We start from the raw sequence: 22028 nt of genomic DNA on the forward strand, positions 1-22028 counted from the left end.
CGTTGTGTCTCCTGTCGTTGTTGTGGGTTCAGGGATACCGCGCCTGCAGGTCGGCAAAGGACAGCAACTCGCCTGCAATAGCGCTGGCCACCACCGTGGGGGGGCTGGCCAGCCAGACCTGGCCCGGGCCGCCCCGGCCCGGAAAGTTGCGGTTGATGGCGCTCACCGTGACCTGCTCGGCCGAGGTGGACGAACCCGGCCCGCAGTTGCCGCAGGCCCCGCACGAGGGCTGCAGCATGCGCGCGCCCACCTGCTCGAACACCGGCATGTAGCCGCGGGCCACGCAGTAGTCGCGCACGGCCGTGGTGCCGAACTGCAGAAACAACTGCACCTGTGGCGCCACGCGCAGGCCGCGCTGCACGGCCCACTGCAGCACGCCGTGGTAGAGGTCGAAGTCCTCGCGCTTGCCCGCGGTGCACGAGCCCCCATAGGCGATGTGCACCTTCACGGGCCCGTCCAGCTCGGCCAGCGGCAAGCCGTTGCCCGGGTCGCCCGGTCGCGCCAGCATGGGTGTGAGCGCAGCGCAGTCCACGGTGAAGGTCTGCGCATACCGCGCACCAGGGTCGCTGTGCATCCAGGGCGCGAGGTGGAATTCCACGCCGCGCCGCTCGCTCAGAAAGCGCACGGTCTCGGCATCCGGCGCCACGATGCCGGTGAAGCCACCGAGTTCGGCCGTCATGTTGGTCAGGGTGGCGCGCTCGTCGGTGGAGAGGCCGGCCACGGCCGGGCCGCCAAATTCAAACACCTTGCCCAGGCCCGCGCCCGCGCGAATCGCCGGCAGCGCCAGCAGGTGCAGCACGATGTCCTTGGCCGTCACACCCACAGGCACCACCCCGTCGAGCACGATGCGCAGCGACTCGGGCACCGTGAGCCGCACCGCCCCGGTCACGAAGGCATTGGCCATGTCCGTCGTGCCCACGCCAAAGGCCACGCAGCCCAGCGCGCCGCTGTGCGGGGTGTGCGAATCGGTGCCCACCACCACCTGGCCGGGCAGCGCGTAGTGCTCGGCCACCATGGCGTGGGAGATGCCGGCGACGTTGCTGCCGTCGTCGAGCAAAGCCTCGTCTTCGGTCAGCGTGCGGTGCATGCGCAGGCCGAAGCGCTTGGCGAAGGTGCGCTGCGCCGCGCACATGGCAAGCACATTGGGCACCAGGCCCGCGCGCACGTGGGTGGCGCTTTCGTGCACGTAGGAGGTGTGGTCTTCGAACACCACGATGGACTCTGGCCCCTGCAGCGCCAGCGAGGCACCGAACTCGGTACCGAGCATGTGCGCCGCCATGCCGGTGTAGTACTCGTGGATGAAGCGCCAGTCGGCGCGCACAAAGGCCCCTTCGCTCGGCGCCGCATGGGCCGCCGTCAGCTCCGTGGCCAGGGCATGGCGCGCGATGATCTTCTCGAACAGGGTGCGCGGCGCGCCGTCGCCCTGCCCCGCCCCGGCCGCTGGCGCCACGTCCCGCATGAAGCGCTGGCCAAAGCGCAGCAACCCACCGCTGCGCAAGATGGCAGCCGCCAGCGCATCGCGGCCCGCCACCAGTTCCTCGATGGCAATGGCCTCGCCGCGCTGGATGCGCTCGATGAGGCCGAAATCGGTGGAGGTGAACAGGCCGATGTTGTCGGCATTCTGGCGGTAGATGCGCTCGAAGCTCTCGGCCACCACCAGGCGCACGCCGGCGAACTTCTCCGCCGCAGGGCTGTGCTCGCGCGAGGAGCCCTTGCCATAGCGCTTGCCCGCCACCGTGACCTCAAAGCCGCCCTGGCGCACCGCATCGGCCGCGATGGGCAGGCAGTCGTCCACCCGAAAGCCGGTGTAGGGGTAGCGGCCCAGTTGCGCGTCGAAATGGGTCAGGATGGGCAGTGGCGTGATCTCGTCGGTGGAGACATCGTCGCGCAAGGGCCCCGCCTGGGCCAAGGTGATGGCCTCGCCACCGAACTGCCTGCGCACGGCGTCGGCGCTCTGGCTGAGAAAGAGGATTCGTCCGTCGAAACGGACTGTGCTGGCATCGGCTTGCATGTCCGAATGATCGGTCGGCCACCTTGCCAGGCCAAGCGCCGATGCGGCACAGGGGGTCTCGCAAAAATAGCGATCCGGGTTACCCCGCAGGCGCAGACCAGCTGTCGATGACGGCCTGCACCGAACGCAGACGTGGGGTCTTGCGCAGCGCATACAGGCACAACTCGCGTGCGGCCCAGTCCTCCTGCAGCGGGCGGCGCACAAAGTGCCGGCTGCCCGCATAGGCGGCGGCCGCGCTCTGCGGCACGATGGCGATGCCCAGGCCCGCCTCGACCATGCGGCACACGGCATCGAAGCTGCCCACCGAGACGGCCATCTGCAGGCTGTGCCCGGTGGCGAGGGCCTGGGCATGCACGAAGCGGTCGAGCGAGCCGCCCGCGCGCACACCGATCAGCGGCCACTGCAGCACCTGGTCGAACCCCAGCGCGCTGCGCCTGGCGAGCGCATGGCCGCGTGGCAGCACCACCAGCAGCGGGTCGCTCGCAAAATGCCAGCGCTCCATGCCGGCGGGCACGTCCATGCGCACCCCCACGCCGACATCGGCCTGGTCGTCCAGGCAGCTGCGCACCACGTCGGGTGTGTCCAGCTCCTGGAGCGAGACATGCAGGGCCGGGTGCGCGGCCAGCAGGGCCTTGAGCCGTTCGGGCAGAAAGCCCACCACGGCCGAGGTATCGGCCGCCACGCGCACCGTGCCGGCCACGCGGCCGTCGAGCGACTGCACCTCGCGCGCGAGTTGCTGCAGTCCCTGGTCGATCTGTTGCCCGCGCTCGAACACCAGGTGGCCCGCCTCGGTCAGTTGCACGCCGCGCGGCGAACGCACCAGCAGCGGCGTGCCGAAGGCATGCTCCAGGTCAGCCAGTCGGCGGCTCAGGGCCGAGGGGGCGATGTGCTCACGCGCGGCGGCGCGCACGATGGAGCCCTCCTGCGCCACCGCGGCGAACAGGCGCAGGCTGTAGGCATCGACGCGGCGGGTCATGGCGTTGTGGTTCAGCAGCCCAGCAGGGCCGGCAGCTCGGCCATGCTGCGGAACACCTGCGCGGCGCCGGCCGCGCGCAGGGCCTGCTCGCCCACCCCCAGGGGGTCGTAGGCGAACACCGTGGCACCCGCGGCCGCGCCGGCGGTCACCCCGATGGTCGTGTCCTCCACCACCGCGCAGCGCGTGGGGTCGGCCTGCAGCGCGGCGGCCGCGGCCAGATACACGTCGGGCGCGGGCTTGGTGTGGGGCACCTCGTGGCCGCTGAAGATGCGGCCCTCGAAGTAGGGCATGAGCCCCACCTTGACGAGTTGCATCTCCACCTTGAAGCGGTCGGCCCCCGAGGCGCAGGCGATGCGCCCGCCATGGTGGGCGTGCACCCGCTCGATGGCGGGGTGGATGTGCTCGATGGCGACCAGGCGCTGGTCCAGCTCGGCATTGCGCCGCGCGTAGAAGCTGGCCATCCACTCGTCGGTCAGGGGCTTGCCGGTCTCGGCCTCGATGCGGGCCGTGGCGCTGCGCACCGTGCGCCCGATGAAATAGGCCATGCATTCGTCGTGCGTGATGGCCCAGCCCGCCTCGTTGAGCATGGTGCGCAGCACGCCGTTGGTGATGTGCTCGCTGTCGACGAGCACGCCGTCGCAGTCGAACAAAATGGCTTCAAAGGTCATGGGTCAAGGTTCGCAAGATGGCAAAGGAAAAAATACTCACTGCTGGTCGCCGTCGACATAGAACCAGCGACCGCCCTCGCGCACGAAGCGGCTGGTCTCGTGCAGGCGCACGGCCCGACCGCCCACGCGGTAGCGCGCGACGAACTCGACCTCGGCCATGTTCTCGCCCGTGCTGCGGTGGCTGCGCACCGAAAGGCCCAGCCAGCGGGTGGCCGGGTCGAAATCCAGCCCGGAAGGCCGCGTGCGCGGGTGCCAGGTGGCCTGCAGGTACTCGGCCCGCTCGCGCACGAAGGCGCTGTAGCGCGAGCGCATGAGGTGCTGCGCATCGGGCGCGGGCGCGGTGTCAAAGTGGTCCACATAGCGGCCACAGCAGTCCGCATAGGCCAGCGGCTTCTGGCGCGCGTTGACCTGGCCACAGGGGCAGGCGGTGGTGGGGTCGGGGGATGCCACGAAGGAGCCTTTCAGCGCAACGCGCCGAATACTTTCTTCGCCAGCGCGCTGCCGGCAGCTGCGGGGTTCTGTCGAATGGCGCGCTCTTCCTCGCCGATCATGAGGTACAGGCCGTCGAGCGTGCGCGCAGTGACGTACTGTGCCAGGTTGGCGTCCTCGGCCTTGAGCAGGCCAAAACTGGCCGCCTTGCCGGCGAACGCGTTGTACTTCTGCGTAACGCCGACCTTCTCGGTGGCCTGGTTCACCACGGGCAAAAAACGCTCGCCCAGCGGGGCGCGGGTCTTTTCAGCAAAGAAGGCCGTCACCGAGGTGTCGCCCCCGGTCAGGATGTTGCGGGCATCGGTCACGGTCATGCTCTGCACGGCCTGCACCAGCAGATCCTTGCCCAGCGGCACGGCGGCCTCGGCCGCGCGGTTGATGGAGGTGACGAGTTCATCGATGCGCCGCCCCTGGCCCAGCGACTTCAGGAGCTTGGCGGCCTCGTCGAGCTGCCCCGGCAGGCCGATGCGCACCCGGGGGTTGCCCAGAAAGCCGTCGGGCCGCCCGAGCGATGCGACGGCGGCCTGTACGCCCTGCGACAGGGCAGCCTTGAGCCCGCCCGAGGTGTCGGCGGCCGACAGGTCGGCCAGCGACAAGGCGTGCGCCCGGTGGGCAACGGCCAGCAACAGGACACCCAGCGCGCCCGCGCTGGCATGGTGGTGGAATTCGCGACGCAGCATGGCGTGGTAGGTCTTTCTCTGGTCAAACACAAGGAAGCGCAGGGCCTGATTTTCGCCGACGCGCGCGCACCGTAGACTGGCGCGCAGGACAACCCCTTTTGCGAGGAGAGCAACGATGTGGAACATGAGCGTGCCGTGGTGGGAATTCGTGCTGCGCGGGGTGGTGGTCTATGTCTTCCTGCTGGTGTTCCTGCGCCTCACGGGCAAGCGCCAGACGGGGCAGTACGCGCCCTTTGACCTCGTGCTGCTGCTGATCCTGTCGAACGCGGTGCAGAACTCGATGAACGCGGGCGACAACTCGCTCATCGGCGGCCTGATCTCGGCCACCACGCTGATCGCCTGCCATGTGGTGCTGGCCCACATGACCTTCCGCACCCCCTGGCTGGAGCGCCTGATCGACGGCACCCCGCGCGTGCTGGTGGAGCACGGCCAGGTGCGCGCCGACCTGATGCGCAAGGAGCTGCTGTCCACCGACGACCTGGAGGCCGCGCTGCGCGCCGGCGGCTGCCTGCACCTGCACGAGGTGGAGCGTGCCACCATCGAGACCAACGGCCAGATCACCGTGGTGCTGCGCAGGCGCGACAGCGCCGGTTGAATCGCCCGTGGTTCTTCAGTAGGGCGTGTAGCACTTGCCGCCAGCGATCGCAGCGGTGACCGCCGGCTCCAGGCTGGCGAGCGTGGGATAGGTCGCCTGCGTGGCCCCCTCCAGGATGCACAAGCGTGCCTCCTTGCGCACCCATACGTCCTTGCGTTCCGAGACGGGCAGCAGCAGGTCCGAGCTTCCCCAGTGCGCCGCGAATTGCGCCGAACCCTCGGTCCGCTCGACCTTGAAGCTGCGGACACCGACCTTGGGCCCGGCGTTGTACCGGCCCTCGCCCGGGCATGCCTCGCTGGGGTAGTAGACCCAGCCGCTGTTGTAGCTGAGGGAACCTGCGGTGGCCTCACCGAACTGCAGGACCACGCGGCTGGAGGGCCCGAGCGCGCCGGGCGGCTGGCAGGTCTCCTGCACCCACAGCCCCTGCGGCAAGGCGCCCGGCACAGTGCAGCGCACGCTGAGCCAGTCCACCAGGGAGTGCGGCATGGTGCCCGTGCCGTTGCGCACGGCGCATTGCTGGACAGCCGGCCCACTCTGCACGGTCACGGTGTAGTCGGCCCCGCCGGGCAAGGGGGTCGTAAAAGTGAAGCGCCCATCGGCGGCAATCGGCAGGCTCTCGCCCGCACTGGTGTGCAGCACCAGCGAGGAGCCCGAGGCCAGGCCGCTCACCGTGCCCCCCAGCGTGTACATGGCGACGGGCAGGGTTTCGCAGGCGATGGCGACATCGGTCACCGCAGCGGACAAGGTGCCCGAGCCCCGCGCCACCGTGCACAGCTGCCCGGTCGGCTGGGTCTTGACGGCCACGTCGTAGCGGCTGCCCGCAGGCCAGCTGGCGGCCATCACAAACGCGCCGTTGGCACCGAGCGTGAAATCGTCCGTGCCCTGGTTCTGCAGCACCAGCGTCTGGCCCGCGGCCAGGCCGGATACCGTTCCGCCGACCGTCCAGCGCACCTCGGCCGGGGGCGTGGTCGGCGTGGTCGGCGTGGTGGGTGTGGTGGGTGTGCCGGGTTCGCCGCCCGTCGCAGGGCTGTCGCTGCCACCGCCTCCGCCACAGGCGCAGAGCGCGCCCAGGGCAGCCCCTGCCAGCAAGGCCTTGGCAGCAGGGGCGAGCCTGCGCGCGGCAGGCCATTCAAGGCGCATGGCGCCCGGGGTTCGGGTCATGGACATGGAAACTCCTCTCGAAGTGGTGGGCACTCCGAACGCGGAACTGCGCCCTCTGGTGTCCACCTGGTTGGTGTGCCACCAGTGTCCGGCTGGCAGCCCGCGGGGGCTGGTGACGCGGATCACCACCCGCATGCCGCGACCCGGCCCACAAGGTATCCGGATGTTGCAGGCCGCCACGCGCGCGCATCGCAACCCTTGCCCTGCGGAAACCCTACTGCGGTAGGGTTTGCGCGGCAGCCTGCTTGCGCCACACTTGGCAGAATTTGCCTGCGCCTGCCACGACACGCCACCGAATGCCCGCCACGCCCCCCTACGCCCTCATCCTCGATGACCACCCCCTGGTTGCGCGCGGCGTGGCAGAGTTCCTGCGCTCGCTGCGCCCCGATCTGGAAGTGCGGCTGGCCACCGATGCGGCCGACTGCCTGCAGCAGGTGGTGCTGCACGGCACTCCCGCGCTGGCCCTGATCGATTTCTGGCTGGCCGAAGGGGCGGCGCTGGGCCTCATTGCGCAACTGCGGGCACGCTGCCCCGAGACGCCCATCGTGGTGATGAGCGGCGACGACGACCCTTTGCTGGGCGAACGCGCCCGTGCAGGGGGCGCCCACGGTTTCCTGCACAAGCAGGAGAGCCCGGGCACCTTTGCCCAGGCCGTGCATGCGCTGCTGGGCGGGCTGACCTGGTTTGTGCCCCCCAGCCGCCTGCAGGCCGGCGGGCTGCGCAGCCGTGAACTGCCGGTGACGCCGGCCGAGCTGGGCCTGTCCACCCGCCAGGGCGAAATCCTCGCCCTGGTGCTGATGGGCCAGCCCAACAAGCGCATCGCACTGGACCTGACCCTGTCGGAAAGCACGGTCAAGGAGCATGTCACCGCCATCCTGCAGCGCCTGGGCGCGCGCAACCGCATCGAGGCCATCACCCAGCTGCGCGGGCGCAGGCTGGTGCTGGCCACAGGGCCTGCGGGCTGATGGCCTCGCCCGCGGCCGTGCCACCGGCCGATTGGTCCGACGACGCCCCCATCAGCAGCGAGGGGCAGGCGCGCCTGCTGGAGATGACCTTCGGCTTTCTGCTCACCAGCATCTGCGTGCTGCCGCTGGTGTCGCTGGCACTCACGCTGTTCTATGCGCGCGAGAACGACGCGCGCGGGATGTGGCTGTGGTGCGGCTTCTACACCCTGTTTGCCCTGGCGATGTCCGTGCAGCGCCGCATCCACCTGCGCGACCGCGAGCGCCTGGATGCCGAGGCGCTGGTGCGCAAGTGGCAGCCCCGGCTCGAAACATGCGCCTTGCTGCACGGGCTAGGCATCAGCGCGCCCCTGGCCATCGTGGCCGGCCATGCGGGCTACGACTTCGCCCTGCTGCTGCTGGTGACCAATGCCGCCATCGTGGTCGGCAACGCCACCCTGCAGACGCCCGTGCTCGGCGTGTTCATGCGCTTGTACATGGCGGGCTGGAATGCCTCGTTGCCCCTGCTGGTCTGGGTGTTTCCAGAGCACTGGCATGCCATCGTGCCGCTGGCGCTGCTGCTCAGCCTGGCCATCTACCGCCACGCCCAAAGGACGCACCGCTTCTTCGTGCAGCAGATCCGGCTGGAGGAACGCGGCGCCCAGATGGCTGCACGCTACCTGGCGGCACGTGACGAGGCCCAGGCGGCCCTGGAGGAGAAGAACCGCTTTCTGAGCACCGCTGCGCACGACCTGCGCCAGCCCGTGCACGCCATGGGCCTGCTGGCCGCGGCCATCGCGCGGCGCAACCGCGACCACGGCCTGGATGCGCCACTGGCCGACCTGCAGCGCAGCGTGCACTCGGTCAACCAGATGTTCAACGCGCTGCTCGACCTGTCGCGCATCGAAGGTGGCCATGTGGCCGTGCACGCCACTCCGGTGGCCCTGGATGGCCTGTTGGGCGACGTGCTCACGCTGTTTCGCGAAGAGGCGCGCACGCGCGGCCTGCAGCTGCGGGTGCGCCTGCCGGGCCCCCAGGCCGGCGTGCTGGCCGATGCGGACCTGCTGCGCCAGTCGGTCGTGAACCTGGTGCACAACGCACTGCGCTACACCCTGCAGGGCGGGGTGCTGCTCACCGCGCGCCGGCGCCGCGCGGGCTGGCAGGTCGAGGTCTGGGACACCGGTGTGGGCGTGGCCCTGGAGGACCAGTTGCGCATCTACTCGCCTTTCTACCGCCCGCAGCACGCCTGGGGCATCGACAACAACGGCCACGGTCTGGGCCTGGCCGTGGTGGCGCGCTGTGCCAAGCTGATGGGCGCCGACTACGGGCTCGCATCGCGCCTGGGCCGGGGCTCGCGCTTCTGGCTGCACCTGCCCGAGGCCCGCCCCATCGCCCAAGCGCCCGTTGGCGCCCGCCTGGACAGCGCGGCGTGGAGCGCCGCGGCCGAAGGAGGCCGCGACCGCCTCGGCCTGGGCCCGCTGGCAGGCCGCTGCCTGGTCATCGACGATGACCCGCAGGTGGCGGCCGCGTGGGCAGCCCTGCTGCAGGCCTGGGGCATCACGGCGCGCTTCGCCAGCTGCGCCGGCGAAGCCTGGGCGCTGGTGGGCCAGGGCTTCACGCCGCAGGCCATCCTGTGTGACCAGCGCCTGCGCTCAGGCGAGAGCGGCTTCGACATCCTGCGCGCGCTGATGGCGCACTGCCCCGATGCCCATGGCGCCATGGTCAGTGGCGAACTGCACTCGCCCGAGCTGCAGGAGGCCGAAAGCGAAGGCTACCTGGTGCTGCCCAAGCCGCTCGATGTGGTCCGGCTGCATGCCGTGCTGGCCCAGTGGCTCCACCCCCGGCCTGGCCACTGATGGAGCCGTTGCACATGGACACGGCAGAACGCCCGCCAGACGCCCCGCGGCCCAGCGATGAAGGCCGCCTGCGGCTGCTGAGTGCCGCCTTCGCACGCCTGCGCCTGAGCATGGCAGCCATGCCGGCCATGGGCTTTCTGTTCGGCGGGCTGCTGGCCTGGCTGGGCGGCAACCCCCGGGGCTTTTTCGTGGGGGGCGCTTTGTACCTGCCGGCCCTGGGGTATGCATGGCACCTGCTGCGCCGCTACCGGCGCGAACAGCTCGAACGAGCTCCCGCCGATCTGCTCGCCACCTGGCAGCCCAGGGTGCAGCGGCTGGCACTGGCCCATGGCCTGGCGCTGGCATCGGCCGTGGCACTGCCCATGGGCAGTGCCAGCTATGACTTCATGCTGCTGGTGTATGCCGCCCTGATCGGCACGGTCGCCGTCCACGCTGCCCAGATGTCTGCCTCCTGGCAGATCTACCGCGCCTTCTTCTTCGGCATGGGGGGCAGCCTGGTGCTGATGCCCTGGGCCTTCGCAAGCCACTGGTACTTCACCCTGCCCATTGCCCTGGTGATGATGGCGGTGATCTACCGCAGTGCCATCCATTCGCACCGCTTTTTTGTGCGCCAGGTGGCGCTCGAAGAGCACAGCCGGGACCTGGCCGAGCGCTACCGCCAGGCCAGCAGCGCGGCCGAGACGGCGCTGGCCGAGAAGAACCGCTTCCTGAGCACGGCCGCGCACGACCTGCGCCAGCCCGTGCACGCCATGGGCCTGCTGGCCGAAGCCATCGCCCTGCACGGCAAGGACATCCCGCGGCTGCAAGACCTGCTCACGCAATGGCGGCTCAGCATGCGCTCGGTGAGCCATCTGTTCGATGCCCTGCTGGACCTGTCGCGCATCGAGTCGGGCGCGGTGGAGCTGCGGCCCGCTCCGCTGCTGCTGCACAGCCTGTTCGATGACCTGCACACGCAGTTCGCGGCCGAGGCCGGCGCACGCGGGCTGGCCTTGCGCCTGCGCCGCCCGCCGGCCCAGGCCAGCGTGCTGGCCGACCCGGCCCTGGCACGCCAGTCGCTGGCCAACCTGGTGCACAACGCGCTGCGCTACACGCCGCATGGCGGCGTGCTGGTGGGTGCGCGGCGCCGCGGCAGCCACTGGCGCATCGAGGTATGGGACACGGGCGTCGGGGTGGCGCTGGAAGAACAGGGCCAGATCTACCAGGCCTTCTACCGGCCCCAGCATGCATGGCAGTTGCACCGCAGCGGCCACGGCCTGGGGCTGGCCGTGGTGGCGCGCTGCGTCGCGCTGATGGGGGCCCGGCAGGGCCTGCGCTCGCGGCTCGGCAAGGGCTCGTGCTTCTGGATCGATCTGCCCGCCACCGACGCGCCACCACCGGACTCCCCGCTGGCCCCCCAGGGCGCCACAGGGCGCCACGCCCTGCTGGCCGGGCGCTGCCTGGTGCTCGACGATGACCCGCATGTGCGTGGCGCCTGGGCGGCCCTGCTCGGCACCTGGGGCGTGGAGGTGCGGCTGGCCTCGGACGCGCACGAGGCCTTTGCCCACATCGACGCCGGCTTCACGCCCCAGGCCATGCTCTGCGACCAGCGCCTGCGCTCGGGTGAAAGCGGCTTCGAGGTGCTGCTGGCCCTGCTGGAGCGCTGCCCCCACGCCCACGGCGCCATGGTCAGCGGCGAATTCGACGCCCCGGAGCTGCAGGAGGCCGACGCCCAGGGCTACCTGGTGCTGCGCAAGCCGGTCGACGCCGACACGCTGCACACCCTGCTCACGCAGTGGCTGCGGGCGCCGGACGCCTGAGCCTGCGAGCCCTCAGGCCAGCGCACGCTGGATGATGATCTTCTGCACGTCGCTCGTGCCTTCGTAGATCTGGCACACGCGCACATCGCGGTAGATGCGCTCCACCGGGAAGTCGTTCACCACGCCGTAGCCGCCCAGGGTCTGGATGGCGGCGCTGCAGACGCGCTCGGCCATCTCGCTGGCGAAGAGCTTGGCCATGGCGGCTTCCTTGAGGCAGGGGCGCCCGGCATCGCGCAGCGCGGCCGCATGCCAGATGAGCTGGCGCGCGGCCTCGATCTGCGTGGCGCAGTCGGCCAGGCGAAAGCCCACGGCCTGGTGGTTGAAGATGGCGGTGCCAAAGCTCTCGCGTTCCTTGGAGTAGGCCAGTGCCGCCTCGAAGGCGCTGCGCGCCATGCCCACGCTCTGCGCGGCGATGCCGATGCGCCCACCTTCGAGCGCACCGAGCGCGATCTTGTAGCCCTCGCCCTCGGCGCCGATCAGGTTCTCGGCCGGGATGCGGCAGTTGTCGAAATTGATCTGCGCCGTGTCGCTGCTGTGCTGGCCCAGCTTGTCTTCGAGCCGCGCCACCACGTAGCCGGGGTTGTCGGTGGGCACGAGGAAGGCGCTCATGCCCTTCTTGCCCGCGCCCTTGTCGGTCACGGCGATGACGATGGCCACATGGCCGTTCTTGCCGCTGGTGATGAACTGCTTGACGCCGTTGATCACGTACGCGTCGCCCTCGCGCACGGCCGTGGTGCGCAGGGCCGATGCGTCCGAGCCCACATGCGGCTCGGTCAGGCAGAAGGCACCCAGCATGCGGCCCTGGGCCAGTGGGGTGAGCCAGTCCTTCTTCTGCTGCGCGTTGCCGTAGCGCATGAGGATGGCGTTGACCGGGCAGTTGGTCACGCTGATGGCAGTGCTGGTGCCACCATCGCCCGCGGCGATCTCTTCGAGCACCAGGGCCAGTGTGAGGTAGTCCAGGTTGGCGCCGCCGAACTCCTCGGGCACGCAGATGCCGTAGGCGCCCAGCGCAGCCAGGCCCTGGTGCGCCTCTTTGGGGAAATGGTGCTCCTTGTCCCAGCGCGCGGCGTGGGGCCACAGCTCGGCCTGCGCGAAGTCGCGCACGGCGTCACGGATCATTTCCTGGTCTTGGGTCAGCAGCATGGGTGTCGTCTCCGGAATCTCGTCTTTGGAATCAATGAAGAAGGGGGTCTTACCAGTGCGCGGCGCGCCGGCCATCGTGGTGCAGCAGGCGGCCCTTGTCGGCCGCGGTCACGCCCGCCAGGGTGCTGCGCATGCCCTGCACGCTCTCCTGCACCGTGAGGGGCGCCTCGCCACCGCCCATCTCGGTCTGCACCCAGCCCGGGTCGATGGTGACAAGGATGGCGCCCGGGTAGTCGTGCTGGGCCGAGGCCACGGCCATGTTGAGGGCGGCCTTGCTGGTGCGGTACAGCCAGGACTCGCTGTCGTCCACGCTGCCGATCTGCGACATGGAGGAAGACACGAAGGCGAACACGCCCTGCGCGTCGGCCACCATCGGCGCCACCTGGGGCAGGGCCTGCATGGCACCCAGCACGTTGGTGCGCATCACCGCGTCGAAATCCTGCTGCGTGGGGGGCGTGAGCGCGTTGGGCCGGCGGATCACACCGGCCACATACAGCGCCAGGTCGATCTTCTCGCCGTCGAGCAGCCAGGCCAGGCCGCTCACGCTGGCGGGATTGGCCACGTCGACGGTGAGCACCTGGGCGCCCAGCGCCTGCAGGCGTTCGCGCCCCGCGTCGTCGCGTGCGGTCGCGATCACACGCTCGCCTGCCTCCGTGTACTGGCGCACCAGTTCCAGGCCGATGCCGCGCGACGCGCCGATGATGAGGATGGTGGCCATGCCGGGTCCCGTTCAGATAAAAGCAAAAAAAGAACCGTCAATGCACGGCGAATTCGAAATAGCCGGACCAGGCGGGGTCGAAGGTGACGGACAGCTCCAGGGACTCGGCCTCGTCGCGCAGCAGCAGCGGTGCCAGGGCCTGCTTGGCCATCTGCTCGTCGCCCACGTAGTACACCGCCTTGCGGCGCCCGGCCCGGGTCATGGTGTAGGCCAGGATGCCCAGCTGCGGCAGCTCCAGCAGGGTGGCCGCCTGGTCCTGCAGGTCGCGCACGGCGTCCAGTTCGTCGCCATCCGCCACCGCCAGGTCCAGGATGAGCGCATAGGCCAGATCGGCCCGCATGGCGACCGGGTTGGCACTGCGGTTGATCATCACGATGGCCTCGTCCCTGGGCTCGGCCCCATCGCCATCGGCACCGCCGAAGACCAAGGTCATGCCGTCCCACTCGTGCTCCCCGGTGGGAAACTCACCGGAACGGCCCAGGGCCTCGACCCAGTAGCGGTCGAACACGGGGGGCAGCAGCGACAGGGGCGTCCACTCGGCATCGGGGTCCAGGGACTCCTCGACGAAATCCACGGCACCGACCTTAACGGCAAAGTCGTACTCCCCGAGCACATGGTCGATCATGATGAAGGCCATGTTGCGCGCGTGGTCCTGGAAGTCCTGCGGGATCTCGCGGCCGAAGCGGATCTCCAGCGCCGCCTGCCCGTCGTCCTGGCCCAGCGCGATCAGCACCTCGGAAGTGGACAGCTCGAAGCCGTCCATGCCGATGGGAAAGTCCGGCTGGCGCGTGCGCTCGCGGAATGCGCGCACGCGGTGGTGGCGCAGCCGGGGCGCCGCGGCCACCACCTGCATCAAGAGCGGAAAGCGGTCGCTGCTGCCATGCGCGGTGACGATCAGGTCCACCACCTCGTCCTCCGCGCCCCCCGAGATCTCCAGCGCCAGCCCGCTCAGGTGCTGCTCGAGCAGCTCATTGCCCTGCTCCACCCGCTCGCGCAGCGGCAAGGCATGCAGGGAGGCCTCCGCATCCGAGAAGGCCTGCCAGAAGGCGGCGATGGTGGCGGGGTCGATGGGGGTGGGGACTTCAGATTCCATGGTGGCAGGTCCGAGGGAGTTCAAAGGCCCCAGTATCAGGCGAGTTCGATGGCCATGGCCGTGGCCTCGCCGCCGCCGATGCACAGCGTGGCCAGGCCCTTGGTCAGTCCGCGGGCCTTGAGCGCATGGATCAGCGTGACCAGGATGCGCGCACCGCTGGCACCGATGGGGTGGCCCAGGGCGCAGGCACCGCCATTCACGTTGACCTTGTCGTGCGACAGGTCAAGTTCCTTCATGAGCGCCATGGGCACCACGGCAAAGGCCTCGTTGATCTCCCACAGCTGCACGTCGCCCACCTCCCAGCCGGCCTTGGCCAGGGCCTTCTGCGTGGCGCCCAGCGGGGCGGTTGCGAACCACTCGGGCTCCTGCGCGTGCGTGGCATGGCTCACCACGCGGGCCAGGGGCTTGGCGCCGAGCTTCTTGGCGGTCGATTCACGCATCATCACCAGCGCGGCCGCGCCGTCGTTGATGCTGGAGCTCGATGCGGCGGTGATGGTGCCGTCCTTCTTGAAGGCGGGCTTCAAGGTGGCGATCTTCTCGAGCTTGACCTTGCCCGGGCCTTCGTCCACCGAAACCACGGTCTCGCCCGTGCGGGACTTGACGGTGACGGGCACGATCTCGGCCGCAAAGGCGCCCGACTCGGTGGCCGCCTTGGCGCGCTGCACGCTGGCCGTGGCAAAGGCGTCCTGCTGTTCGCGCGTGAACTGGTACTTGGCCGCGCAGTCCTCGCCGAAGGTGCCCATGGAGCGGCCGGGTTCGTAGGCGTCTTCCAGGCCGTCGAGCATCATGTGGTCGAAGATGCGGTCATGGCCCAGGCGGTAGCCGCCGCGACCCTTCTGCAGCAGGTAGGGGGCGTTGGTCATGCTTTCCATGCCGCCCGCCACCATGACGTCGTGCGTGCCGGCCAAGAGCATGTCGTGGGCCATCATCGCAGCCTTCATGCCCGAGCCGCACATCTTGGACAGCGTGACCGCGCCTGCGCCCTTGGGCAGGCCGCCCTTGAAGGCCGCCTGGCGCGCGGGCGCCTGGCCCTGGCCGGCCATCAGGCAGTTGCCGAAGAGCACCTCGCCCACGGCCTCGGGCTGCACGCCGGCGCGTTCCAGCGCGGCCTTGATGGCGGCGCCGCCCAGGTCATGGGCGGCCAGGCTGGAAAAGTCGCCCTGCAGCGAACCCATGGGGGTGCGTGCGGCGCCGACGATGACGATGGGGTCTTGGGGGTGGTTGCTCATGGCAATGTCTCCTGCAGTGGGTTGGATGGGGGGCAAATCAAAAAATCAGTCGCGCGGACGGTCGAGGAAACGCCGGTCCGTGTCGTAGGGGAACACGTCGTACACATGGCCGGCCTGGATGCGCTCCTTGTGCGATTGCCAGAAGGCGGCGTCCAGTAGGTCGGCGTGGTGCTGCATGAACACGGCGCGCACGGCGTCGTTGCCCAGCAGGAAGGGGCCGAAGGTCTCGGGGAACACGTCGCGCGGGCCCACGGGGTACCAGACTTCGCCGCTCATCTCTTCCTCTTCGTTGCGCGGCGCGGGCACGCGGCGGAAGTGGCAGTCGGTCAGGTATTCGATCTCGTCGTAGTCGTAGAACACCACCTTGCCGTTGCGCGTGACGCCGAAGTTCTTCCACAGCATGTCGCCCGGAAAGATATTGGCGGCCACCAGGTCCTTGATGGCATTGCCGTACTCGATGACACTGCGCTCCATCTGCTGGCGCGCGCGCGGGTCCGAAAGGCCGGTGTCGAAGGCTTCCTGCAGGTAGATGTTGAGCGGGATCATGCGCCGCTCGATGTACAGGTGCTTGATGATGACCTCGGTCTGGCCATCGCCGTCGCGGTCGCTGATCTCCAGCTGGCTGGGTGCGAACTTCTGGATCTCGGCGATCAGCTCGTCGTCGAAACGCTCGCGCGGAAAGGCCACCTCGCTGTATTCGAGCGTGTCGGCCATGCGCCCCACACGGTCGTGCTGCTTGACCAAGAGGTACTTGGCCTTGATCTGCTCGCGCGTGGTCTCCTTCTGGTGCGGGAAGTAGTCCTTGATGAGCTTGAACACGAAGGGGAAGGACGGCAGGTCGAACACCAGCATGACCATGCCCTTGATGCCGGGCGCAATGCGAAAGCGGTCACTCGAATGCCGCAGGTGGTAGAGGAAGTCGCGGTAGAACAGCGTCTTGCCCTGCTTGGCCAGGCCCAGGGCGTTGTAGATCTCGGCGCGCGGCTTGCGCGGCATGAGGCTGCGCAGGAACTGCACGTAGGCGCTGGGGATCTCCATGTCCACCATGAAGTAGGCGCGCGCAAAGCTGAACAGCATCTGCAGGTCGTCCTCGCCGAACAGCGCCGCATCGATGCAGAGCTTGCCGTCGGCGTCGTGCAGGATGGGCAGGGCGAACGGCACTTCGTTGAAGCCGTTGATGATCTTGCCCACCACGTAGGCGCCCTTGTTGCGAAAGAACAGGCTGGCCAGCACCTGGATCTGGAAGTTGGCGCGCAGGCGCACCTTGTCCAGCCGGCCCTGCATGGCGCGCAGCACATGGCCGGTGTCGCGCTGCAGGTCGGCGAACTCGCCCTGCAGCTGGAAGTTGTCGATGATGCGCGTGAGCGTGCCCTGCAGGCTCTCGCGTGCCGGGTAGTAGGCGCGGTAGGTCGGCCGGGCGGCGGGCTCTTCGTTCTCGATGTACTCGGTGCTGACCGCGGGCCGCACGAAGATGAAGTCGTTGTGGAAATGCGTGCGGTGCAGGATCTTGCAGGTCACCGAGTTGAAGAAGGTCTCGGCCAGCTCGGGCTGGTGGTGGTTGACCAGCAGACCGATGTAGTGGAGCTTGACCTGGTGCCACACGTCCATGGGCTGACGGCCCGCGTCGTACTCCTTTTCGAGCCGGCGCACACATTCCTTGACGCGCAGGTCGTAGAACTCGATGCGCTCGCGCTGGGCGCGCTGCTGGCCATGCCAGTCGGCCGTCTCGAAACGGTGCTTGGCGCGCGCGGACTCGGTGCGGAACAGGCGGTAGTGGCGGTTGAAACCGTCCATCATCGCCTTGGCGATGTCATACGCCTGGGGCGCATCGAGCCGTTGCGGGAACATGGGCGGGCGCTCCTGCAGGACCTGCCGGCTCAGCCCCGCCGGGTTTCCGCCACGCCGGCGATGGCCGCCTTGTACAGCGACTCCAGGCCCTCGGTGCTGTCCACCGTCATGTGCAGGTTGTTGATCAGGCCGTCCTTGAGGCCGTAGCACCAGCCGTGCAGCGTGACCTTCTGGCCGCGGCCCCAGGCGTCGAGCATCACCGTGGTCTGGGCGATGTTGACCACCTGCTCGATGGCGTTGAGCTCGCACAGCACGTCGTGGCGCCATTCGGGGGCGATGGAGGCGATCAGATCGCGGTGGCGGTCGCGCACGTCCGCCACGTGGCGGATCCAGTTGTCGGCCAGACCCACGCGGATGCCTTCGAGCGCGGCCAGCACACCGCCGCAGCCATAGTGGCCCACAACCATGAGGTGCTCGATGCGCAGCTGGTCCACCGCGTACTGGATGGTCGACAGGCAGTTCAGGTCGGTGGGCACCACGACGTTGGCCACGTTGCGGTGCACGAAGACCTCGCCAGGCTCCAGGCCGGTGATCTGGTTGGCGGGCACGCGGCTGTCGGAGCAGCCGATCCACATGTACTTGGGCTTTTGCTGGGCCAGCAGGCCGGTGAAGAAGCCGGGGCGCTCACGCTCCATCTGGGCCGCCCAGGCGCGGTTGTGGACAAACAGGTCTTCGATGGAGGTGCTCATGGGGTCTCGGCTCTCAAAAAGGTGGATCGGCCTGCCGGAGGTCAGCAGGTCTCGGCAAACAGTTCCCGGCCGATCAGCATGCGGCGGATCTCGCTCGTGCCGGCGCCGATCTCGTACAGCTTGGCATCACGCCACAGGCGCCCCAGGGGGTACTCGTTGATGTAACCGTTGCCGCCGAAGATCTGCACGCCCTCGCCCGCCATCCAGGTGGCCTTCTCGGCACACCAGAGGATGACGCTGGCGCAGTCCTTGCGGACCTGGCGCACATGGTCGGTTCCCAGCATGTCGAGGTTCTTGGCCACGGTGTAGGCAAACGAGCGCCCCGCCTGGAGCACGGTGTACATGTCGGCCACCTTGCCCTGGATGAGCTGGAATTCGCCAATGCTCTGGCCGAACTGCTTGCGGTCGTGAATGTAAGGGATGACGTTGTCCATCACCGATTGCATGATCCCCAGAGGTCCTCCGGTCAATACCGCGCGCTCGTAGTCCAGGCCGCTCATGAGCACCTTGGCGCCCTGGTTCAGGCCGCCCAGCACCTGCGAGGCGGGCACTTCGACGTTGTTGAACACCAGCTCGCCCGTGTGGCTGCCGCGCATGCCCAGCTTGTCGAGCTTTTGCGCGATGCTGAAGCCGGGCATGCCCTTCTCGATCAGGAAAGCCGTGACACCCCGCGCGCCCAGCTCGGGCTCGGTCTTGGCATAGACCACCAGGGTGTCGGCGTCGGGGCCGTTGGTGATCCACATCTTGCTGCCGTTGAGCAGGTAGTAGCCGCCCTTGTCCTCGGCCTTGAGCTTCATGCTGATCACGTCGGAGCCGGCACCGGGCTCGCTCATGGCCAGGGCGCCCACGTGCTCGCCGCTGATCAGCTTGGGCAGGTACTTGGCCTTCTGTGCCTCGCTGCCGTTGCGGTTGATCTGGTTCACGCACAGGTTGCTGTGCGCGCCGTAGGACAGGCCCACCGAGGCGCTGGCGCGCGAGATCTCTTCCATGGCCACCATGTGGGCCAGGTAGCCCATGGCGGCGCCGCCGTACTGCTCGGGCACGGTGATGCCCAGCACGCCGAGCTCGCCCATCTTGCGCCACAGGTCCATGGGGAACTGGTCGCTCTTGTCGATCTCGGCGGCGCGCGGGGCGATCTCGGCCTGGGCAAAGTCGCGCACGGCGTCGCGCAAGGCGTCGATGTCTTCACCCAGTTGGAAGTTCAGGCCGGGCAGGTTCGCGGGGATGCTCATGGTTTGTCTCCTGGTAGGAAGTAAGTGGTGCAGATTCGGGGTACGAACGACTCAGTTGCGGATGTTCTCTCGGCCGGTCACGGCCATCAGCGTGCAGCCCATGGTGGCCACCAGCTTTTCGCCCTGGGGACCGGTGGCATAGGCGCGCCCCTCGGTCACGGTGATGGTGCGGCCGGGCTTGAGCACCCGGCCTTCCATGCGAAAGCGCTCGCCCTGGGCAGGGGCCAGCAGGTTGATCTTGAATTCGATGGTGAGCACGGCCGCGTCTTCGCCCATCAGGGTGAAGCCGGCGTAGCCGCAGGCCGAATCGAGGGCCGTGGCCACCATGCCGGCATGCAGAAAGCCATGCTGCTGGGTGAGGCCCGTCGCCCAGTCGAGTTCGATGTCTACCGCACCGGGCTCGACGCGTGCCAGGCGGGCGCCCAGCGTCTGCATGGCACCCTGCAGGGCAAAGCTGTCACGCACGCGCTCCGCATAGTGCGGGGTTCTCACCTCGAAAGCAGGGCTGGTCACGGCAGTTTCCTGAAAGATGCACGAATTGACGTTTACGTAAACGTCAATTATGGCTCATTTTTGCGATTCCACCTTGTCGAGCAATGCCCGTGCTTCCTGTTCGTGCTCTTCCACCTCTTCCAGGTTGGCCTGCAGATCGGCCAGTTGCTCTTCCAGCTGCTTGCGGTGGGCTCCCAGGACTTCCAGGAACTTGCGCAGTTGGGCGCCCGTGTCGCGTGGGCTGTCGTAGAGGTCGATGATCTCCTTGGCCTCGGTCAGCGACAGGCCCAGGCGCTTGGCGCGCAGGGTCAGGCGCAGCCGGGTGCGGTCGCGCGCGCTGTAGATGCGGTTGCGGCCCGCCGGGCCGGTACGCTCGGGCTGCAAGAGGCCCATGTCTTCGTAGAAGCGCATGGCGCGCGTCGTGAGATCGAACTCTTTGGCGAGATCGCTGATGGTGTAGGAGGTGGCCATGGGCTGGGTGTGCAGAGAGGCGGGTTTCGCACGGGCGACAGCCGATGCGCAAAGCGTCCCTACAATGCAATCAATCTGACGTTTACGTTAACGTCAATGCTAACCCAAGCAGGCCCCTCCATGAATCCCCTCGAACACCAAATCACCTACCCCCTGGGCGATGTGCTGCCCGCACCCGGCACGGCCATGGACGTGGCCCCCGGGGTGCGCTGGATCCGCATGGGCCTGCCGTTTGCGCTGGACCACATCAACCTGTGGCTGCTGCGCGACCGCCAGCCGGTGGGCAACCAGTTGGTCGACGGCTGGACGGTGGTGGACTGCTGCATCGACAACCCGCTCACGCGCGCGCAGTGGGAGGAGGTGTTCGCCTCCAGCCTGGAGGGCCTGCCCATCCTGCGCGTGATCGTGACCCACATGCACCCCGACCACATCGGTCTGGCGCACTGGCTGTGCGCGCGCTGGAGTGCGCGCCTGTGGATCAGCGCCACGGATTACTACGCAGCCCGCGCGGCCATCCATAGCGACGGCTTCAGCGGGGAGGCCAGTGCCGATTTCTACCTGGCCCATGGCGCGCGCAACGAAGAGTTTCTCAGCCATGTGCAGGGCCGGGGTTCGTACTACCAGTCCATGGTGCCGGACCTGCCCGGCACTTACCGGCGCATGTTGGATGGCGACAGCATCGAGATCGGCGGGCGCCGGTGGAACTGCATCAGCGGCTATGGCCACGCACCCGAGCACATCGCCCTGCATTGCCCGGAGGTAGATGTCCTGATCAGCGGCGACATGGTGCTGCCGCGCATCTCCACCAATGTGAGCGTGCATGCGGCCGAGCCCGAGGCCGACCCGCTGCGCCTGTTCCTCACCTCGATCAAGCGCTACCTGGCGCTGCCGGCCGGCACCTTGACCCTGCCTTCGCATGGCAAGCCCTTCACCGGCCTGCATGTGCGCATCGCGCAGCTGCAAAGCCACCACCAGGAACGCCTGCAGGAAATCGTCGATGCCGCCAGCGCGGCCCGGCCCCTGTCGGCCATGGATGTGCTGCCCGTGATGTTCAAGCGCCCGCTGGACCCGCACCAGATGACCTTTGCCCTGGGCGAGGCCCTGGCCCACCTGCACCTGCTGTGGCTCGATGGTGGCTTCGAGCGCAGCATCGATGGCGAGGGTGTCTACCGCTTCGGGCCTCCCGCAGCCGCCATCGGGCACGGCTGACGGCCTGCGCGGCCGGCCGCACTGGGCCGCATTGGGGCGGCGCCGTTTCAAGCGTCCTGCTGGCGCAACTGCTCTTCGACGCGTGTGCGCAGCTGGTCCTCCTGGGCGCGCAGCTCCGGGGTCAGCTCGGCGCCAAAGTCCTCGGCCTCGAACACCTGGCGGATCTCGACCTCGGACTCGCCGAGCATGGGATTCGGGCAGCGCTTGAGCCAGGCAATGGCCTCATCGAGCGAGGCGCACTTCCAGATCCAGAAGCCGGCAATCAACTCCTTGGTCTCGGCAAAGGGGCCATCGATCACCTGGCGTTCCTTGCCCGAGAAGCGCACGCGGGCGCCTTTGGAACTGGGGTGCAGGCCCTCGCCCGCCTGCATCACGCCCGCATTCACCAGCTCCTCGTTGAAACGCCCCATCTCGGCCAGCAATTGCTCACTGGGCATCACGCCGGCTTCGCTGTTCGCATCGGCCTTGATCAGTACCATGAATCGCATCGGGATCTCCTCGTGTGGTGGTCAGAGCCCAACCTGGCTCTGCATACACGACGGATCATGGCCCGCCCTTTCGACATGCGCCACAGGATTTTTTGCTGGCCGCTGCTTGCGCTTTTCGGTGCCCCAAAGACAAAACCCCTCAATCCAAAGGACTGAGGGGTTTTGAGGGCTGTAAGAGCCTGACGATGACCTACTTTCACACGGGAACCCGCACTATCATCGGCGCAAAGTCGTTTCACTGTC

At 68.4% G+C, this 22028-nt stretch carries 21 protein-coding genes; 5 read left to right on the forward strand and 16 right to left on the reverse strand.

Features of this window, described 5'->3' with window-relative positions:
* Positions 1-28: 28 nt before the first annotated feature.
* The 5 genes from AC3WOH_RS18400 to AC3WOH_RS18420 all read right to left on the reverse strand — a co-directional run bounded on the left by AC3WOH_RS18400 (position 29) and on the right by AC3WOH_RS18420 (position 4824).
* The gene (locus AC3WOH_RS18400; protein ID WP_492230761.1) at positions 29-2011 is read right to left on the reverse strand and encodes an aconitase family protein; all 1983 of its coding nucleotides are present in this window, start codon (positions 2009-2011) and stop codon (positions 29-31) included.
* Positions 2012-2090: 79 nt separating this feature from the next.
* A complete protein-coding gene (locus AC3WOH_RS18405) occupies positions 2091-2987 on the reverse strand; it encodes a LysR family transcriptional regulator (RefSeq protein WP_492230762.1) in 897 nt (298 codons plus the stop codon).
* An 11-nt stretch (positions 2988-2998) separates the two neighbouring features.
* The gene (locus AC3WOH_RS18410) at positions 2999-3655 is read right to left on the reverse strand and encodes an HAD family hydrolase (RefSeq protein WP_492230763.1); all 657 of its coding nucleotides are present in this window, start codon (positions 3653-3655) and stop codon (positions 2999-3001) included.
* A 36-nt stretch (positions 3656-3691) separates the two neighbouring features.
* Complete coding sequence (locus AC3WOH_RS18415) at positions 3692-4105, reverse strand: YchJ family protein (protein WP_492230764.1); 414 nt, start codon at positions 4103-4105, stop codon at positions 3692-3694.
* An 11-nt stretch (positions 4106-4116) separates the two neighbouring features.
* Positions 4117-4824, reverse strand: coding sequence for a DUF4197 domain-containing protein (locus tag AC3WOH_RS18420; protein WP_492230765.1), 708 nt, complete (start codon positions 4822-4824; stop codon positions 4117-4119).
* A 115-nt stretch (positions 4825-4939) separates the two neighbouring features.
* Here AC3WOH_RS18420 and AC3WOH_RS18425 point away from each other — a divergent pair, with 115 nt between their 5' ends.
* Complete coding sequence (locus tag AC3WOH_RS18425) at positions 4940-5419, forward strand: DUF421 domain-containing protein (protein WP_492230766.1); 480 nt, start codon at positions 4940-4942, stop codon at positions 5417-5419.
* Positions 5420-5434: 15 nt separating this feature from the next.
* On the opposite strand, the gene AC3WOH_RS18430 is transcribed toward AC3WOH_RS18425, so the two are convergent.
* On the reverse strand, positions 5435-6586 hold the full coding sequence (locus AC3WOH_RS18430) for a hypothetical protein (RefSeq protein ID WP_492230767.1): 1152 nt from the start codon (positions 6584-6586) through the stop codon (positions 5435-5437).
* A 290-nt stretch (positions 6587-6876) separates the two neighbouring features.
* On the opposite strand from AC3WOH_RS18430, the gene AC3WOH_RS18435 reads away from it, so the two are divergent.
* The 3 genes from AC3WOH_RS18435 to AC3WOH_RS18445 are packed head-to-tail and all read left to right on the forward strand — an operon-like array spanning position 6877 to position 11173.
* Positions 6877-7545 (forward strand): LuxR C-terminal-related transcriptional regulator, encoded by a 669-nt coding sequence (locus tag AC3WOH_RS18435; protein ID WP_492230768.1) that lies wholly within the window; start codon positions 6877-6879, stop codon positions 7543-7545.
* Complete coding sequence (locus tag AC3WOH_RS18440; RefSeq protein WP_492230769.1) at positions 7545-9377, forward strand: sensor histidine kinase; 1833 nt, start codon at positions 7545-7547, stop codon at positions 9375-9377. The genes AC3WOH_RS18435 and AC3WOH_RS18440 overlap by 1 nt, the downstream gene beginning before the upstream one ends.
* A 14-nt stretch (positions 9378-9391) precedes the next feature.
* Complete coding sequence (locus AC3WOH_RS18445) at positions 9392-11173, forward strand: ATP-binding protein (RefSeq protein WP_492230770.1); 1782 nt, start codon at positions 9392-9394, stop codon at positions 11171-11173.
* 12 nt (positions 11174-11185) lie between these two features.
* Here the strand turns inward: AC3WOH_RS18445 and AC3WOH_RS18450 are convergent, their stop codons facing one another.
* From AC3WOH_RS18450 to AC3WOH_RS18490, 9 genes are read right to left on the reverse strand one after another with little or no spacing between them, the layout of a single operon-like run.
* Positions 11186-12316, reverse strand: coding sequence for an acyl-CoA dehydrogenase family protein (locus AC3WOH_RS18450; RefSeq protein ID WP_492230771.1), 1131 nt, complete (start codon positions 12314-12316; stop codon positions 11186-11188).
* Positions 12317-12365: 49 nt separating this feature from the next.
* Positions 12366-13034, reverse strand: coding sequence for an SDR family oxidoreductase (locus AC3WOH_RS18455; protein ID WP_492230772.1), 669 nt, complete (start codon positions 13032-13034; stop codon positions 12366-12368).
* Positions 13035-13071: 37 nt separating this feature from the next.
* Positions 13072-14127 carry a DUF695 domain-containing protein gene (locus AC3WOH_RS18460; RefSeq protein ID WP_492230773.1) on the reverse strand — a complete coding sequence of 352 codons (1056 nt, stop codon included), beginning with the start codon at positions 14125-14127 and terminating at the stop codon, positions 13072-13074.
* Between the two features lie 35 nt (positions 14128-14162).
* Positions 14163-15356 carry an acetyl-CoA C-acyltransferase gene (locus AC3WOH_RS18465; RefSeq protein ID WP_492230774.1) on the reverse strand — a complete coding sequence of 398 codons (1194 nt, stop codon included), beginning with the start codon at positions 15354-15356 and terminating at the stop codon, positions 14163-14165.
* A gap of 45 nt (positions 15357-15401) precedes the next feature.
* Positions 15402-17204 carry a bifunctional isocitrate dehydrogenase kinase/phosphatase gene (aceK, locus tag AC3WOH_RS18470; RefSeq protein ID WP_492230775.1) on the reverse strand — a complete coding sequence of 601 codons (1803 nt, stop codon included), beginning with the start codon at positions 17202-17204 and terminating at the stop codon, positions 15402-15404.
* 29 nt (positions 17205-17233) lie between these two features.
* A complete protein-coding gene (can, locus tag AC3WOH_RS18475) occupies positions 17234-17893 on the reverse strand; it encodes a carbonate dehydratase (RefSeq protein WP_184857116.1) in 660 nt (219 codons plus the stop codon).
* A gap of 41 nt (positions 17894-17934) precedes the next feature.
* A complete protein-coding gene (locus AC3WOH_RS18480; protein WP_492230776.1) occupies positions 17935-19125 on the reverse strand; it encodes an isovaleryl-CoA dehydrogenase in 1191 nt (396 codons plus the stop codon).
* 51 nt (positions 19126-19176) lie between these two features.
* Positions 19177-19638 carry a PaaI family thioesterase gene (locus AC3WOH_RS18485; protein ID WP_492230777.1) on the reverse strand — a complete coding sequence of 154 codons (462 nt, stop codon included), beginning with the start codon at positions 19636-19638 and terminating at the stop codon, positions 19177-19179.
* 54 nt (positions 19639-19692) lie between these two features.
* A complete protein-coding gene (locus AC3WOH_RS18490; protein WP_184857113.1) occupies positions 19693-20088 on the reverse strand; it encodes a MerR family transcriptional regulator in 396 nt (131 codons plus the stop codon).
* 120 nt (positions 20089-20208) lie between these two features.
* Here AC3WOH_RS18490 and AC3WOH_RS18495 point away from each other — a divergent pair, with 120 nt between their 5' ends.
* Positions 20209-21297, forward strand: coding sequence for an MBL fold metallo-hydrolase (locus AC3WOH_RS18495; protein WP_492230778.1), 1089 nt, complete (start codon positions 20209-20211; stop codon positions 21295-21297).
* A gap of 47 nt (positions 21298-21344) precedes the next feature.
* Here AC3WOH_RS18495 and AC3WOH_RS18500 read toward each other — a convergent pair whose 3' ends face one another.
* A complete protein-coding gene (locus tag AC3WOH_RS18500) occupies positions 21345-21785 on the reverse strand; it encodes a YciI family protein (protein ID WP_184857111.1) in 441 nt (146 codons plus the stop codon).
* Positions 21786-22028: the final 243 nt, after the last annotated feature.

This window comes from Acidovorax sp. FW305-C-20-28 (assembly GCF_058783375.1).

What these genes read in the sequence shown, in the direction of transcription:
- AC3WOH_RS18455 (WP_492230772.1), bottom strand. Translation starts at nt 13,034, where the DNA reads ATGGCCACCATCCTCATCATCGGCGCGTCGCGCGGCATCGGCCTGGAA.
- AC3WOH_RS18430 (WP_492230767.1), bottom strand. Translation starts at nt 6,586, where the DNA reads ATGTCCATGACCCGAACCCCGGGCGCCATGCGCCTTGAATGGCCTGCC.
- AC3WOH_RS18500 (WP_184857111.1), bottom strand. Translation starts at nt 21,785, where the DNA reads ATGCGATTCATGGTACTGATCAAGGCCGATGCGAACAGCGAAGCCGGC.
- AC3WOH_RS18495 (WP_492230778.1), top strand. Translation starts at nt 20,209, where the DNA reads ATGAATCCCCTCGAACACCAAATCACCTACCCCCTGGGCGATGTGCTG.
- AC3WOH_RS18490 (WP_184857113.1), bottom strand. Translation starts at nt 20,088, where the DNA reads ATGGCCACCTCCTACACCATCAGCGATCTCGCCAAAGAGTTCGATCTC.
- AC3WOH_RS18480 (WP_492230776.1), bottom strand. Translation starts at nt 19,125, where the DNA reads ATGAGCATCCCCGCGAACCTGCCCGGCCTGAACTTCCAACTGGGTGAA.
- AC3WOH_RS18425 (WP_492230766.1), top strand. Translation starts at nt 4,940, where the DNA reads ATGTGGAACATGAGCGTGCCGTGGTGGGAATTCGTGCTGCGCGGGGTG.
- AC3WOH_RS18420 (WP_492230765.1), bottom strand. Translation starts at nt 4,824, where the DNA reads ATGCTGCGTCGCGAATTCCACCACCATGCCAGCGCGGGCGCGCTGGGT.
- AC3WOH_RS18445 (WP_492230770.1), top strand. Translation starts at nt 9,392, where the DNA reads ATGGACACGGCAGAACGCCCGCCAGACGCCCCGCGGCCCAGCGATGAA.
- AC3WOH_RS18465 (WP_492230774.1), bottom strand. Translation starts at nt 15,356, where the DNA reads ATGAGCAACCACCCCCAAGACCCCATCGTCATCGTCGGCGCCGCACGC.
- AC3WOH_RS18450 (WP_492230771.1), bottom strand. Translation starts at nt 12,316, where the DNA reads ATGCTGCTGACCCAAGACCAGGAAATGATCCGTGACGCCGTGCGCGAC.
- AC3WOH_RS18410 (WP_492230763.1), bottom strand. Translation starts at nt 3,655, where the DNA reads ATGACCTTTGAAGCCATTTTGTTCGACTGCGACGGCGTGCTCGTCGAC.
- AC3WOH_RS18400 (WP_492230761.1), bottom strand. Translation starts at nt 2,011, where the DNA reads ATGCAAGCCGATGCCAGCACAGTCCGTTTCGACGGACGAATCCTCTTT.
- AC3WOH_RS18440 (WP_492230769.1), top strand. Translation starts at nt 7,545, where the DNA reads ATGGCCTCGCCCGCGGCCGTGCCACCGGCCGATTGGTCCGACGACGCC.
- can (WP_184857116.1), bottom strand. Translation starts at nt 17,893, where the DNA reads ATGAGCACCTCCATCGAAGACCTGTTTGTCCACAACCGCGCCTGGGCG.
- aceK (WP_492230775.1), bottom strand. Translation starts at nt 17,204, where the DNA reads ATGTTCCCGCAACGGCTCGATGCGCCCCAGGCGTATGACATCGCCAAG.
- AC3WOH_RS18460 (WP_492230773.1), bottom strand. Translation starts at nt 14,127, where the DNA reads ATGGAATCTGAAGTCCCCACCCCCATCGACCCCGCCACCATCGCCGCC.
- AC3WOH_RS18435 (WP_492230768.1), top strand. Translation starts at nt 6,877, where the DNA reads ATGCCCGCCACGCCCCCCTACGCCCTCATCCTCGATGACCACCCCCTG.
- AC3WOH_RS18405 (WP_492230762.1), bottom strand. Translation starts at nt 2,987, where the DNA reads ATGACCCGCCGCGTCGATGCCTACAGCCTGCGCCTGTTCGCCGCGGTG.